The sequence below is a fragment of the Clostridium sp. 1001271st1 H5 genome (genome assembly GCF_005845215.1).
Classification (GTDB): domain Bacteria; phylum Bacillota; class Clostridia; order Lachnospirales; family Lachnospiraceae; genus Enterocloster.
Genome location: NZ_SPHO01000034.1, coordinates 1 through 12244, shown reverse-complemented (window position 1 = coordinate 12244; position 12244 = coordinate 1). Strand labels below are relative to the sequence as shown.

Sequence of the window (12244 nt, the reverse complement as noted above, 5' to 3'; positions counted from 1 at the left end):
GGGCCGCAGACAACGGTACTTCTGGCCATCCTGGCCAGAAGTACCAGCGGGTTTGGGGGCACCCCAACAAGCATTTTCGCGGGGCGAAAATAGCAAGTGTCTATACACTTGCCCTGCTTGCCGCTAACGCGCTCCCCCGTACTATATTCTATACGGCAACCTTGTCTATACTTCGCAAATCCTCTAAAATAGGAATGTAAATAACGTTGTGCTTCCAAAAAAATTTATATTCTAATGCAACCAAACACAAAAAACGGGAAGTAGATAAGTGAAGGGCCCTTACATAGACCATAGGAGGTGGCAGGATGGAGGACAACCGAATTGTAGATTTATATTGGGCAAGAAGCGAGAGCGCAATCACGGAAACCGCGTCAAAGTATGGGAAATACTGCTATGCCATTGCGTATAACATTCTCTGCGATCAGGAGGATGCGGACGAGAGCGTAAATGATACCTACCTCGGTGCGTGGAACGCCATGCCTCCCCACCGTCCGTCCATCCTGCGTTCTTTCCTCGGCAAAATTACCCGGCGCGTATCCCTCAAGAAATGGCGGGACAGCCACCGGGACAAGCGTGGCGGCGGTGAAGTGTCCCTTGCTCTTGACGAGCTTTCGGAGTGTGTGCCGTCAAATGTCATGGTGGAAGATGAAATCATGGCGGCGGAGCTGTCAAAAACGCTCAATCGCTTTATCGCCAATCTGCCAGTTACGGAAAGGCAAGTTTTCCTCTGCCGCTACTGGTATCTGGACACTATCGAGCAAATCAGCAAAGACTTTTGCTTTAGCACCAGCAAAGTAAAATCCATGCTCCACAGAACCCGGGCAAAGCTGCTTTCATATCTAAAAAAGGAGGGAGTGGCATGAACGCAAGTCACATTCTTGACGCATTGGGAACGATTGACGATAAATACATTATGGAGGCAAAGGAGAGAAGTTTTATGAGTAAAACGAAAAAAGCCCGCAGTATGAAGCGGACGCTGGCGCTCGTCGCGGTGATTGCCGCGCTGCTGACCCTTTGCGGATTTGCCGCATACCAGTTAGGCTGGTTCGACCCGTGGCTGCAAAAGCCGTCTGCTGATCCGGTGCAAACCGTCCAAAGTGCGATTGAAGGCCAAGCCGGGAAGGAATATACGGTTAGCGTGCGTGTCGATGAAATCAAAGTGGATGAAGATGAAACGGCGCGTGTCGCGGCCATGTATTCCGGTAGCGAACTGGCCCAAGCGCGGGGCTGGACGGACGAGTATCTGGCAAAACACTTTGTTGTGGTATATGCAGACTATTATGTGGAGTACGACCATACAAAGACCTTTATGGACGACGGCCAGACGCAGCAGTATTTCTACTTGACCCAGGACACGGAAACCGGGGAATGGACGATCAGCGACAACACCTCGCCGGATACAAGCGCGACCTCCAATGTTGTGTGGGAATATGAGCCGCTTTTAAGCTCCAAACTCCCCGCATTTCCGTTTCAGTTTGATTTGCCCTATTCGACCATTAAAGCAGAATGCGATACCGGCACCCTCATAGGCTATCAAGACCACGACGGTACAGCTTATCCGCAGGGCAAACAGCTATCACTCCCAAGCGGCAGTACCCTTTACTGGACGCCCCAGGCAGAAGAAAATTATAAATATGAGCCTTCTGTCGAAATCACCTTTACCATCTACGATGAAGATGAAGCGACTTTTACCGGCGCCATCTCAATTCAAGCTGAAACAGCCGGGAGCGGTTCGGAAACTGTTGTTTATTCCGCTGTACTCAATGAAGGGTCGGGTCTTACAATGACACAGGCAACCGACACAGAGGGAGCGGTTATCACAGTCGCATTTAAGCCGCTTGAAAATTAGCCGCCCATATCCCGAAATCAACCACCTATTGAAAAACGATAGCGGGGCAATCTCCAAATTCCTATACTAAAAGTGCAAGGAGCCGAGAGGAAAGGAGGTGACATAATGCAAGTTGAAGTGAAGATAGATGAAAACTGCAAAGACCCGAAAATCATCATTGTTGCCGACAAAATGACGGACGAAATAGGCGCTCTTGTGCAAAGCCTATCCACATCTTACCCAAATGTCATCGCGGGCTTTTCCGGGGACGAGGTTCGGCTGCTGGAAGAAAGTGAGATTGTCCGTATCTATGCGGCAAATCAAAAGGTCTATGCTCAAACGGCAAACCGCGAGTATCTTTTGCGCCCCAGGCTCTATGAATTGGAGGAACGGCTGAACAAGCGGCTCTTTGTGCGTATCTCCAATTCTGAAATTGTAAATCTGAAAAAGATTGTTCGGCTCGATTTAAGCATGAGCGGCACAATTTGCGTTGAGCTGAACAATCATACAACTGCTTATGTTTCAAGGCGTTATGTCACCAAAATCAAACAAGCATTAGGGATTTAGGAGGTGTTCGGTAATGAAGAAAAAAGTATTGTTCAGAAGTCTTTTCGGTCTGCTCGCCGGCGTTGCGTTAGGCCAGCTTATCGCAATCGTCATATCCGCCGTAAAAGGCGACGGCTCGTTTTACGCCGTCATTCCCGAATTGGTGAATGATTTTGGCGGGGAACAATCCGCAGTTATCGTGCAGACGGTCTTGCTCGGCATATTCGGCGCGATTGTAGGCGCGGCATCGGTGATATGGGAACTCGACAGGTGGAGCTTGGCAAAGCAGACTGGAGCGCATTTCTGCCTATTCGCTATCCCCTTTACCATTGTCGCATATGTTCTGTACTGGGTGCCCCGTTCTGTCGGCGGCGTAGCCGCTTCGGTTATCGTGCTGGTGGTGATTTATGCCGCCATTTGGTGTGGGGCATACTTCTCCGCCAAGAGAAAAATACAGAAAATCAATAACCAACTCCACAGGGAATAGGAACCCGATAGGGACAACCTCAGCTCCGGCGTTTGGAACGTCCCTCAAACTGGGCATGGCACCGGCGGAACGGGGACGAACTTCCTGATCCCACACACATAACCCAGGTGTTTCTGGCCAGTGTGGCCAGAAGTGGGTGAGTTGTTAAAAGAGAGGAGGACTGTACAATGGATACGGAGCAGCGCGTTCTGATCATCGACGGCGATCTGGAAAACTGCAAGGCCATCAAATATGCTTTGACAGAATACGGCATCAGCGCGTATTACACCCTTTCCGTGGTGGAGGGCATCGAGCGCCTCATGCGCCACGGCTTCCAGTTGGTCATCCTGGACATCTCCCTTTCGGAAACGGACGGGCTTGATCTGCTCCGCTTCATGCGGCAGATGAAGGATATGCCGATCCTGGTGCTGTCCTCCCAGGGCGGCATTGAACACAAGGAGCGGGCCTTCCGCCTGGGGGCGGACGATTTTATGGAAAAGCCCCTGGAGCTTCGGGAGTGCCTGCTGCGGGCACAGGCCCTTCTCCGGCGCTACAATGCCGCCGCCGCCCTGACCGGCCAGCGGTGCTACACCATCGTCAACTTCGAGAATATGGTCATCGACCCACACACCCGCCGCGTCCGCTACAACGGGCGGGAGCTGGAGCTGACCCGCCGGGAGTTCGACCTGCTGTATCTGCTGGCCTCTCATGTGGGGCGGGTGCTGACCCATGAACAACTGCGCTACCACGTTTGGGGCGATGATTTCATGGGCGACGAGAACAACGCCATCCCCATCAGCGTGAGCCGCCTGCGTCAAAAACTGGAGGATGGGCGCTGCATCGAAAGCGTCCGGGGGATCGGCTACCGCTTCATCGACCCCAAGCACAAAAAGGAATAAAAAGTCTGATCGGAGGCCCGGCTGTCAAACCAGCCGGGCTTTTCTGATACCCTGCCGCAACTTGCGTTTTTTGTTAAACCGCTGAAAGGCTCCCGAAAGCCTGCCGAAATGTTGATATTTTATACTCCCTCCCAAACGGAGGGAGGCGCGGGCATTGGCAGGGCTTTGGGGGCAACGCAAAAGAAAAGCTGAATATCACCGAGGCCCGGCAAACGCCGCTTTCCCGTGGGGGAGAGCGGCGTTTTTCCATCCGACTTTTTTCTGCCAGTTTCCCCAGCGGCCCGGCCCCGCCCACTTCTGGCCATCGTGGCCAGAGCTGCGGGGCGGCTCCCCTGGGTGCCGTTCCCCGCCGCTCCATTTCTGAGTTTTCCCGGTTCCCCGCGCAAATCAGAAATGGAGGATGTACAAATGACAACTATCTACCTGAAACGGTATTATCCATATCTGCCCAAGTCCGAGCCCCTGGCCGTGACCGACGAGATCGCCGTTACCCTCTCCATTGGGGGCCGCCTGGGCAACAGCTACCAGCGCCGCAAGCGTGACAACGACGAGTGTTCCCTGGAGGCCGTGGCAGGCTACGAGGCCCAGGTCTGCCGCCCGCCCCTCACCCCGGAGGAAATCGTGGAGGGCCGGGAACTCCGGGCCGCCCTCTACGCCGCCATCGCACAGCTTCCGCCCGTCCAGGCCCGGCGCGTCTATGCCCATTACATAATCGGGATCAGCAAGGCCGACCTTGCGCGGGCCGACGGCGTGGATCGGAGCGTGGTCTGCCGCTCCATAGAGCGCGGGCTTGAAAGGCTGAAAAATATTTTGGAAAAATCCCTCTGAGGTGGACAACAAACGGCCTCTAACCCGCCTAATGGATAGAGAGAGGTACAAGCCCTCTTTCCTGATGACAACTGAATACACAGCATTTCAGGCACAAAACCCGCGTGATTAGCGACGTAAGGTGCGCCGCCAGGACAGCCAGCTTCAGGAGGTGATGGACAAGCTGGCCGAGCGATCAACGCCTACCTTAGACCCGGCCCTGGCAAGCCGGGCGCGAGGACAGCGCGGGGGATAATGAAACTTGCTCACGCCCTCCCACAGACTTGAGGGGGAGTCCCTGCTGTATGCGCCGCCCTCCACGGGCGAAACGGTACAGGCGGAGGCTATGACAGCCGGGGCCACCGGCGGCCTGAAATGTTCCCCGCGCCGGGGATGCGTGGCAAATACGGCGCGTTTAGATAAAACGAGGGGGGCCGCCCCATCCGGGGCCTTTCTGTCTTGCGACAGTCCAAATTAGCCCGGTACGGCGGCCCCCTACTTTTCGGATTGAAATGGAATAAGCACCGCCCCTGCTTCTGGTCATCCAGGCCAGAGGTGGGGGAAGGTCAAAGGGCGGCGCGGTCAATCCTACGCCGCCCTTTGACGTTTCCCCACGGGACGGCGGGAAACGCTCTAAACCATATTTTTTACCATCTGAGAGAGGAGGTCACTATTTGAAAAAGACCAGCCCCCCGCCTGTCCATCAGGCGTTCCCGTTGCTGAAAACGGTGGAACAAATGAGTAAGATCAGCGGTTTGGGCGAGCATAAGCTCCGCGAACTCATGGACAGCGGCCAGATCGAATACGTCCAGAACGGAAACCGCCGCCTGCTCTGCGAGGCTGCTATTTGGGATTGGTACACCCGAAACAGGGTGGCCGCCTGTGTGGAGGCGTAGCCTATGGCGGTCAGCGCACGACAAGTCAAAAACAAACGGGATGCCAGCGGCAACCTGACGGGCCGCGCCGGGACGGTGTATGATGTGAATGTCAAGTACACCATGCCGGACGGCACAAAATCCACCTATGCGAAAAAAGGCTTTCTCACCCGCAAGGAGGCATTACAGCACGAGGCCACCATAAAAAGCAAGCTCCAGGCCCCCACCTTTGCCGCCACGGTCAAGGCCCAGCGCAAGCAGACGGTCAAGGACTATTTGGAGGAATGGGTGGAGAGCTATGCGCGGGTAAACCTGCGGCCCTCCACCTATGACGGGTACAAGCGGACGATCAGAAGCTACATCGTACCTTACATCGGCCATATCCCCCTAAACCAATTAGCCCCCTCGGCGGTGGATAAAATGTTTCAGGACATCCTTGACAAAGGGCTGAAACCGAGTACAGCGGCGGGGGCCAAGCGGGTGTTGAGTGTGGCCCTGGGCCACGCCCGGAAATATCGGTACATTGAAACCAACGCCGCCCGCGACACCATTACCAAGTTTGGCAAGGGGGACAAAACCCCCGATCCCTATACGCCGGATCAGGTGCGCTCCCTCATGGAGCGGGTGGCCGGGACGGAATGGGAAATGCCCGTTGTGCTGGGCGGCCTGTATGGGATGCGCCGCTCCGAGATTTTGGGTCTGCGGTGGCGCAACGTGGATTTGGAAAACGGCACCTTTGACGTGGTGGAACAGCTCCCGTTCAAGGTGCCGCCCCATACCACCACCATTCAGGACATGGCCCCGCCCAAGTCAAACGGGCGGCGGCTCCCCATTACGGAAGTGGCCCGGCCTTTCTTTGAACGCCAGCTTGCCCGTGTAGAGGCCGACAAGCAAGCCGCCCGGCAAGAGGGGCGGCCATACTATGACAACGATATAGTGGTCTGTAAGGCCGACGGAGCGCCCCAGGCGGCCAACTGGATTTCCAGCGGCTTCGGGAAACTTCTGGCCGGGCTGGATATGCCCCATATCCGCTTTCACGATCTGCGCCACACGGCGGCCACCAATATGCACCAACTCACCGGGGACTTCTACACGGTGGGCGAGGTGCTGGGTCACACGCTGGCCGGGATCGGGGCTTCCCTGGGCCTGTCCATGAACTTTGAAGCGGTCACGGCCCGTTATGTGGATGTACGCCTGGAACGCAAGAAAGAGGTGCTGGACGCATACCACGCCGCCATACGCCCCGCCCCCCGGCTGGATAGGCCCAAGCAAGAGCGGGCGGCCCCGGCCAAGAAAAAAGACCGGGAAATGAGCTTGTGACGGCGTATCTTCTCACCGTGTTTCATAGCCCCGCAAGGGGCGGCATTAAATGTGGGCACCATTTGGGCACCATTTCAGCGAAAAGCACCCCGGCAAAAAATAAGCGGAGGGCCGAAAAACCCTGTAAAATCAAGGCTTCCCGGCTCTCCGTCCCTGAAAAATCAGTGTTGAAAGTGGCGCAAAAGTAGCTATTTTTTATTTTATCATAGAAGACCTTTTGCTAATACCTATTTACAGAAAAATTTTCATACACTCCCTGCCTTTGATATAATCCCTTATAATCGGCGATTCTGATGTCGTTCGCATTCAAAACAGGAATTTATCGGCTCCAAAAGTCATCTCGTTCATCATCACGCTAAAAGAATGCTACAAACTGTTTACCCCTGTCTGCCAATTCATCAATGCATCTAGAGTTTTTGTTCTGGAGCAACTTGCTCTAATTCATTCTCCTGCTGCATTTTATAATCTGGTATTATATTATAATAACGTTTCAGTTGATGCATTAATACTTCCAAACCTCTGGAAACAGGTTCTTTCTCTAAGATACACTGCAATTTTTCATAATCAATCATCAACCCGATTCCTGCCTCACGGGCCTGCATCTCTAAACTGGCAGAAAATGGCTGACCATATACTTTTTCAAGATTCTCTTCCACTGTTTCTTCGTCGAAACGATCCCAGTCACTTAACAGTGAATTTCCATTATCAAAAATAGGCGCCGCTTTATAAACTCCCGTCGATGCGTCCACAATTAGTCCCAAATTATTAAAATGCCTGTCTGTATTTAAAGTAAGCATATCCAGCGTCAATATTTGTGATAAATACATCGAGCAATCCCACCCTGTATTCTCTAATACAAACCCTCTTACAAAGCCAATGCGGTCTGCCACCTCTGATATTAAACGTATTCTCTCCTGTAAACTTTCCCCAGTAAGCAGGTCATACAGCCTCTGAAAGCTTAGGAATGATTCCTTTTCTCCAATAAAACTTTTTGAGCGGCATCCCGCCCTTCCATTAATCGTGCATTGTTCGTATTTAACATAACTATCAACATTAGAGCACTCCAGCACCCTGGAGACAAGATATTCCGAGTAACCTTCATACCCCACATTATTTACTTTATACCAATATCCGCTCTCATAATACTTGGGCTGTGTTCCCTTTGAACTTCCCTGTACCATCACCAGGGCCTGCGGGCTCAGTCTGTATTCTTTTACGCTCATCTCACTTTCACGTCCTTCCATGTTATCGTCTCACCAGGAAAACGAATCCAGAACAAATCTTCATATGTGACTCCGTGTGTTATCTGAATCCATTTCCATGGATTATTATAAGTAAGACCGGCCTGATTGAGTATTTCTTTAAGGTCACTGCGTCTGTCCTCGTAGCAACGGTCCTTTAAAAAATTGTAAACCCGTTCCAGATCTAATTTATTACCACAAAATGGCTGCCTGATGCAATCCGGAATCAATTTTTGAATTTCCACCTTCTTCTTATCTTCCGATAGACTTACAATTGCTACTGGCTCATCCATATGCATCACTGTGAATTCCATAACTCGTTCTCCCTATATATCCCAGTCTGGCATACAGACAACAAAACGCTTCTATATTAACATTATAAACGGTTTTTCCCATTCCGGAATGTGTTTATTCCAAGTAATTTATGGCTCTCGATGAAAACCGGTCTCTGTAAGCACCGCCAGTGGATACTCCCGCCTTCAAGTACGCCTTTTATCAGTGGGCTTGCCGTATGTCCTCCATGATAGCGTCAATATCATGATGTCCTCGGCTGCTGTAATAGTCACCCTCCCGCACATGAGCGGCATGCAGGACACCAGCGGTCTTGTCATGCTCTCCCGGCTGGTACTTCTCTACGATTTCAGCCCTCGCCACGTCTACCCAAGCATTCAAGTTCTGTATCTGCGTGGCGGCGATGCCCTCCACATAAATCTGTATATCGGCCAGCAGCTTCACAAAATCCGAGTACGCCGCCAGTTCACAAAGAAGGGCGGTGTCAATTCGCCCACTTTTCAGCAGGTTAATCATTTCATCACTCAAACGCAGGTCTGCAAGATCGGCGTTTGGGTGATTTCTTGTTTCAGTCAATCCCAGCAGTTAGTCGGCGGTCACACCGTAAAACTTCGCCAGCTTAATCAGAGCATAGTGGCTGATGTCCTTGAAGTCATCCGCTTCATAACTGCCCAGCGCGGACTTGGAAAGGCGCATCTGCTTGGCTTAATTATAATATATGCGGTATCATACATTATTCCGCAACACGAGCAAACAGCTTGACAAATCCTTCATCCTGCATTACTTCAAAGACAATCTCATCACCGTATTCGATGTGGGAATATCCACCATCCAGATAGCCATAATATGTATTTTCTCCACCAGTAAATTCTAAATAATACCCAATACTTGTGGGGTAGGCGCAGACACTGGCTACTACCTGCCCTCTGTTTGTAAACACAACATGGGTCATGCCCTCACTGACGCTTTCTTTCAGTGCGGGACTCTTTGAGCCGGTGACCCACTCAATGTGGTCGATTGATGTATAGGGATCAAATGTGTATACAGATGTCCATTCAAAGGGAACGACCTCCTCCAGAGTAGCGCTGTCACTGTCCAGCGTAGATAGTGCTTTTTTCAGTTTGGCGTTATTCAGATAGATTCTGGGATCTCCGAAAATGAGATAAAAAGCACCCAATGCCACGACAATTCCAAGAATAATACTGTGCCACAGGTCTGATTGTTTCCATGCTTTCTCATCTTCTGCGCTTAAAATCCCTGCCTCCCATTCACCATTTTCCATACGCAGCCGTTTATGCCTTGAAACATACCAACACAACCAGATCGCATATCCCAACGCTATCAACAAAAGTACACTCAAGATAACTCTGAGCAACGTTGTTACGGGACAGACCATAGCCAAAAGGCAGGCTAAAAGGATCAGGACAAACGGGATATCTGCCGCAACGTATGCAAATTTTCCAAACAGGTCACAATACAAAACTTTTCCTTGTCGCGCCTTTTTCACATCCTTGTCATAGGCTTTCTGAGAAAATGCCGTGACCAGTCCTTTGACAGACATATATCCAATGTATATGATCCAAAACACATCCGGTAGCCCAGCAAAGGTCATAACTTTCATAACAACAAATGTACAGCCCAGCAGAGATGCCAGCAAGGTTCTCGGACTAACTAATTTCATGGAAACACCCCCTCACAGTTTTAGTGTCACCACTTCTTTCTGCAGTCTTTTAAACTCCTCAATGGAAATCAGGTCAGCATGGATTAGGGCGGAATTCTGGTCCACAGTCCCTGTCCCCATAACCGCCACGTCTGCGTCCTTCACCATATCCATTACTTCCCTCTCACTATGCTCTTTCAAGAAATTCGCCTTCGCCTGTATGGAATCTACATATTGGGGGCCAACATCTGATAGCTATGTCCTCCAATCAGCCTGGCCACCTCCTCAATCAGATAATTAGAATAGGCCAGACGATACTCCTTCTCTGCCGTAGCTGGAATGTTTGTAGCAGCCATTAACTACCGTGGCTTTGGATATCCCTAATTGCCGTGCAATATCAACTGCCTTTATTTTCATGAATATTGTTTACCTCTAATCAAATTGTTTAGTTATTTCTATATTACCTTAATTTGTTTATGCGGTCAACTGTACTTATTCCGTCCGAGGCATCTTTGGAACATATCTCAACAAAGGGAATTACCCTGGTAAAGTAGAAATTATTATTTCCTACGATTTATTTATTGATAAAAAACTTTCTCACATTCTTGGAAGCCCCTATCCGGCGAATAAAGCTGATGGAAGATCCCAATTATAATCTTATAGGAAAAGGGATGATTTCTAAGCTGGCACAAGTCCCATTATGCAGGGGAGATATTTACTATGCAGATTTAAGCCCCATAGTAGGTTGCGAACAAGGGGGAGTGCGGCCGGTGCTCATTATCCAGAATAAATGGTTCTTTGTTTCTCCTTTGGCGCACAGGCTGTTGTTGACAATATCATCACACAAGCAAGTAACATACCCAATACTTTTTTCTTCATAGCTGACCTTCTCCTCTCACACCTCATCATCCGTTAACATGAATTCCTTTAAACCATCATCAGGGTAATCAACTTACTACAAATGCATTCTTCCGGTTCAGCAAAAATGGATTAAACTATCCTGTCAGGTCACCTGTCAATGTGAAATAAAACAAACGGAGGAGATACTGGAGGTCAAAGGGCTGACAAACTCTCAAACGTAAAGTCTATAATTTTATAATATACTTTCCAAACCGTTCAATTACCCGGTAGCTCCTGGCCAATCTGACTTTCTCCCAAACAGTCTCGCATAAACTCCTCCTCTATTTTTATAAATAGGTTGTTATTATTGTCTGTATTCCAAAATCTCGTGGTTCTTAATTCTCCATATCCATAGCACAATATCAACTATTAAATAGCGCCAGACACATCTCTGCAACTAGCGCAACACCATCACTGTTCTATTGTTTCCTACTTGCCTAGAAACTGATTTTTTCATATGCCTCCGTCATGCCTCACACCTTCCAAACGGATATAAGACATTAGTACAACACGCTCACCACTCACCAGCTGATAAATCCGGACGGAACCGTCTTGTTACCCAGCGCTTTGGATAAGATCTACACGCTTTCCGAGTTGGGCGCAAATCCAACCTACCGCTCAGGAAATAGCAGAGAAAGCGTGTTTTGTTAGTAGTTTTTCGCCAGAATCAATGAGGGAGAACGTTGAAACATGCAAAGATACTCGTTGAACAGCACTTCCACAATTTTTCCGAGGCATATGCTGAAATAACTTCTGCTCAAATGAAAATCCCTGACCAGTTCACTGCTGACAAGGTATTGGTCAAAATGTTCGTCCACATACCTATTTGCTTCCATAATAGACGGAACTACTTCATTGGAATAATGGAAAATATTCCTGCTGTACGCAGGTACATCTAGCTGAAAATGGCTGACCATATACTTTTTCAAGATTTTCTTCCACTGTTTTAATAGCTGGACCAATTGTTAGACCCGTACTCATCGTATTCTGCAGATGTGTCTTACAATACAGTGTACGCGCCCTAAGTATCTCAAAGGTAACACCACGCTCCTTTAAATTGTTTTCACGTTTAATACTGTTTGTACATTCGGTTAAAACCGTCGCTTATAACGATTGGACAATCATAATAGTTTAATATCTGTGTATGGAATTTTCGTACTATTATGCCGTTTTATATTAAGATGATTTTTTCATTTAATTTACATCATTACCATACTCTGTTTTTGTCTTTCCTCCAGGAAAATCCGGTCAAATTCCGATACCACATCCAAACTGATTTTCAAAGATATATTAACTGCTCTCATATCCCTGCCATCCAGATGTCCTATGTACTCCTTCAATCTCGATTTATCAATGGTACGGACCTGCTCCAGCAGAATCATCGAATTTTTCTGCAAACCATATTTCGTGC

Annotated in this window: 16 protein-coding genes and 1 pseudogene; 10 read left to right on the top strand and 7 right to left on the bottom strand. The window is 49.6% G+C overall.

Annotated elements, in window-relative coordinates; all coding sequences use genetic code 11:
- The first annotated feature begins 305 nt into the window (after nucleotides 1–305).
- The 8 genes from FGS84_RS28660 (at nucleotide 306) to FGS84_RS28625 (ending at nucleotide 6741) form a co-directional block, all read left to right on the top strand.
- On the top strand, nucleotides 306–863 hold the full coding sequence (locus tag FGS84_RS28660; protein ID WP_138311601.1) for a sigma-70 family RNA polymerase sigma factor: 558 nt from the start codon (nucleotides 306–308) through the stop codon (nucleotides 861–863).
- A complete protein-coding gene (locus FGS84_RS31715) occupies nucleotides 860–1849 on the top strand; it encodes a hypothetical protein (RefSeq protein ID WP_243130107.1) in 990 nt (329 codons plus the stop codon). The genes FGS84_RS28660 and FGS84_RS31715 overlap by 4 nt, the downstream gene beginning before the upstream one ends.
- A 105-nt stretch (nucleotides 1850–1954) precedes the next feature.
- On the top strand, nucleotides 1955–2395 hold the full coding sequence (locus FGS84_RS28650) for a LytTR family DNA-binding domain-containing protein (RefSeq protein WP_138311600.1): 441 nt from the start codon (nucleotides 1955–1957) through the stop codon (nucleotides 2393–2395).
- Between the two features lie 13 nt (nucleotides 2396–2408).
- A complete protein-coding gene (locus FGS84_RS28645; RefSeq protein WP_138311599.1) occupies nucleotides 2409–2861 on the top strand; it encodes a DUF3021 domain-containing protein in 453 nt (150 codons plus the stop codon).
- Between the two features lie 167 nt (nucleotides 2862–3028).
- A complete protein-coding gene (locus tag FGS84_RS28640) occupies nucleotides 3029–3739 on the top strand; it encodes a response regulator transcription factor (RefSeq protein ID WP_138311598.1) in 711 nt (236 codons plus the stop codon).
- Nucleotides 3740–4147: 408 nt separating this feature from the next.
- Nucleotides 4148–4567, top strand: coding sequence for a sigma-70 family RNA polymerase sigma factor (locus FGS84_RS28635; RefSeq protein ID WP_138311597.1), 420 nt, complete (start codon nucleotides 4148–4150; stop codon nucleotides 4565–4567).
- Nucleotides 4568–5220: 653 nt separating this feature from the next.
- Entirely contained in the window at nucleotides 5221–5442 is a 222-nt protein-coding gene (locus tag FGS84_RS28630; RefSeq protein ID WP_138311596.1) for a helix-turn-helix domain-containing protein, read from the top strand.
- Nucleotides 5443–5445: 3 nt separating this feature from the next.
- Nucleotides 5446–6741: a tyrosine-type recombinase/integrase gene (locus FGS84_RS28625; protein ID WP_138311595.1), complete on the top strand. Its 1296-nt coding sequence runs from the start codon at nucleotides 5446–5448 to the stop codon at nucleotides 6739–6741.
- Nucleotides 6742–7148: 407 nt separating this feature from the next.
- Here FGS84_RS28625 and FGS84_RS28620 read toward each other — a convergent pair whose 3' ends face one another.
- The 6 genes and pseudogenes from FGS84_RS28620 to FGS84_RS31880 form a co-directional block, all read right to left on the bottom strand.
- Nucleotides 7149–7964 carry a hypothetical protein gene (locus FGS84_RS28620; RefSeq protein ID WP_207671147.1) on the bottom strand — a complete coding sequence of 272 codons (816 nt, stop codon included), beginning with the start codon at nucleotides 7962–7964 and terminating at the stop codon, nucleotides 7149–7151.
- Nucleotides 7961–8296: a hypothetical protein gene (locus tag FGS84_RS28615; protein ID WP_138311593.1), complete on the bottom strand. Its 336-nt coding sequence runs from the start codon at nucleotides 8294–8296 to the stop codon at nucleotides 7961–7963. The genes FGS84_RS28620 and FGS84_RS28615 overlap by 4 nt, the downstream gene beginning before the upstream one ends.
- A gap of 301 nt (nucleotides 8297–8597) precedes the next feature.
- Nucleotides 8598–9047, bottom strand: a pseudogene (locus FGS84_RS28610) (hypothetical protein); the annotation flags it as partial.
- Nucleotides 9007–9954, bottom strand: a complete 948-nt coding sequence (locus FGS84_RS31115; RefSeq protein WP_171042733.1) for a hypothetical protein — start codon at nucleotides 9952–9954, stop codon at nucleotides 9007–9009. The pseudogene FGS84_RS28610 and the gene FGS84_RS31115, both read right to left, overlap by 41 nt.
- Nucleotides 9955–9966: 12 nt before the next feature.
- Nucleotides 9967–10134 (bottom strand): sugar-binding domain-containing protein, encoded by a 168-nt coding sequence (locus FGS84_RS31710; RefSeq protein ID WP_243130106.1) that lies wholly within the window; start codon nucleotides 10132–10134, stop codon nucleotides 9967–9969.
- 26 nt (nucleotides 10135–10160) lie between these two features.
- A complete protein-coding gene (locus tag FGS84_RS31880; RefSeq protein WP_279232861.1) occupies nucleotides 10161–10289 on the bottom strand; it encodes a hypothetical protein in 129 nt (42 codons plus the stop codon).
- A 315-nt stretch (nucleotides 10290–10604) separates the two neighbouring features.
- Here FGS84_RS31880 and FGS84_RS32035 point away from each other — a divergent pair, with 315 nt between their 5' ends.
- Both FGS84_RS32035 and FGS84_RS28595 read left to right on the top strand, forming a co-directional pair.
- Nucleotides 10605–10814: a type II toxin-antitoxin system PemK/MazF family toxin gene (locus tag FGS84_RS32035; RefSeq protein WP_171042734.1), complete on the top strand. Its 210-nt coding sequence runs from the start codon at nucleotides 10605–10607 to the stop codon at nucleotides 10812–10814.
- A gap of 702 nt (nucleotides 10815–11516) precedes the next feature.
- Entirely contained in the window at nucleotides 11517–11732 is a 216-nt protein-coding gene (locus tag FGS84_RS28595) for a hypothetical protein (RefSeq protein WP_138311591.1), read from the top strand.
- Nucleotides 11733–12032: 300 nt separating this feature from the next.
- Here FGS84_RS28595 and FGS84_RS28590 read toward each other — a convergent pair.
- The coding region (locus tag FGS84_RS28590; protein ID WP_138311590.1) for a type II toxin-antitoxin system PemK/MazF family toxin at nucleotides 12033–12244 on the bottom strand (212 nt) is incomplete at its 5' end.

Bases quoted from the DNA above. Each gene is read 5' to 3' on its own strand.
- FGS84_RS28660 (WP_138311601.1), top strand. From the start codon at position 306: ATGGAGGACAACCGAATTGTAGATTTATATTGGGCAAGAAGCGAGAGC.
- FGS84_RS31715 (WP_243130107.1), top strand. From the start codon at position 860: ATGAACGCAAGTCACATTCTTGACGCATTGGGAACGATTGACGATAAA.
- FGS84_RS28650 (WP_138311600.1), top strand. From the start codon at position 1,955: ATGCAAGTTGAAGTGAAGATAGATGAAAACTGCAAAGACCCGAAAATC.
- FGS84_RS28645 (WP_138311599.1), top strand. From the start codon at position 2,409: ATGAAGAAAAAAGTATTGTTCAGAAGTCTTTTCGGTCTGCTCGCCGGC.
- FGS84_RS28640 (WP_138311598.1), top strand. From the start codon at position 3,029: ATGGATACGGAGCAGCGCGTTCTGATCATCGACGGCGATCTGGAAAAC.
- FGS84_RS28635 (WP_138311597.1), top strand. From the start codon at position 4,148: ATGACAACTATCTACCTGAAACGGTATTATCCATATCTGCCCAAGTCC.
- FGS84_RS28625 (WP_138311595.1), top strand. From the start codon at position 5,446: ATGGCGGTCAGCGCACGACAAGTCAAAAACAAACGGGATGCCAGCGGC.
- FGS84_RS28620 (WP_207671147.1), bottom strand. From the start codon at position 7,964: ATGAGCGTAAAAGAATACAGACTGAGCCCGCAGGCCCTGGTGATGGTA.
- FGS84_RS28615 (WP_138311593.1), bottom strand. From the start codon at position 8,296: ATGGAATTCACAGTGATGCATATGGATGAGCCAGTAGCAATTGTAAGT.
- FGS84_RS31115 (WP_171042733.1), bottom strand. From the start codon at position 9,954: ATGAAATTAGTTAGTCCGAGAACCTTGCTGGCATCTCTGCTGGGCTGT.
- FGS84_RS31880 (WP_279232861.1), bottom strand. From the start codon at position 10,289: ATGGCTGCTACAAACATTCCAGCTACGGCAGAGAAGGAGTATCGTCTG.
- FGS84_RS32035 (WP_171042734.1), top strand. From the start codon at position 10,605: ATGATTTCTAAGCTGGCACAAGTCCCATTATGCAGGGGAGATATTTAC.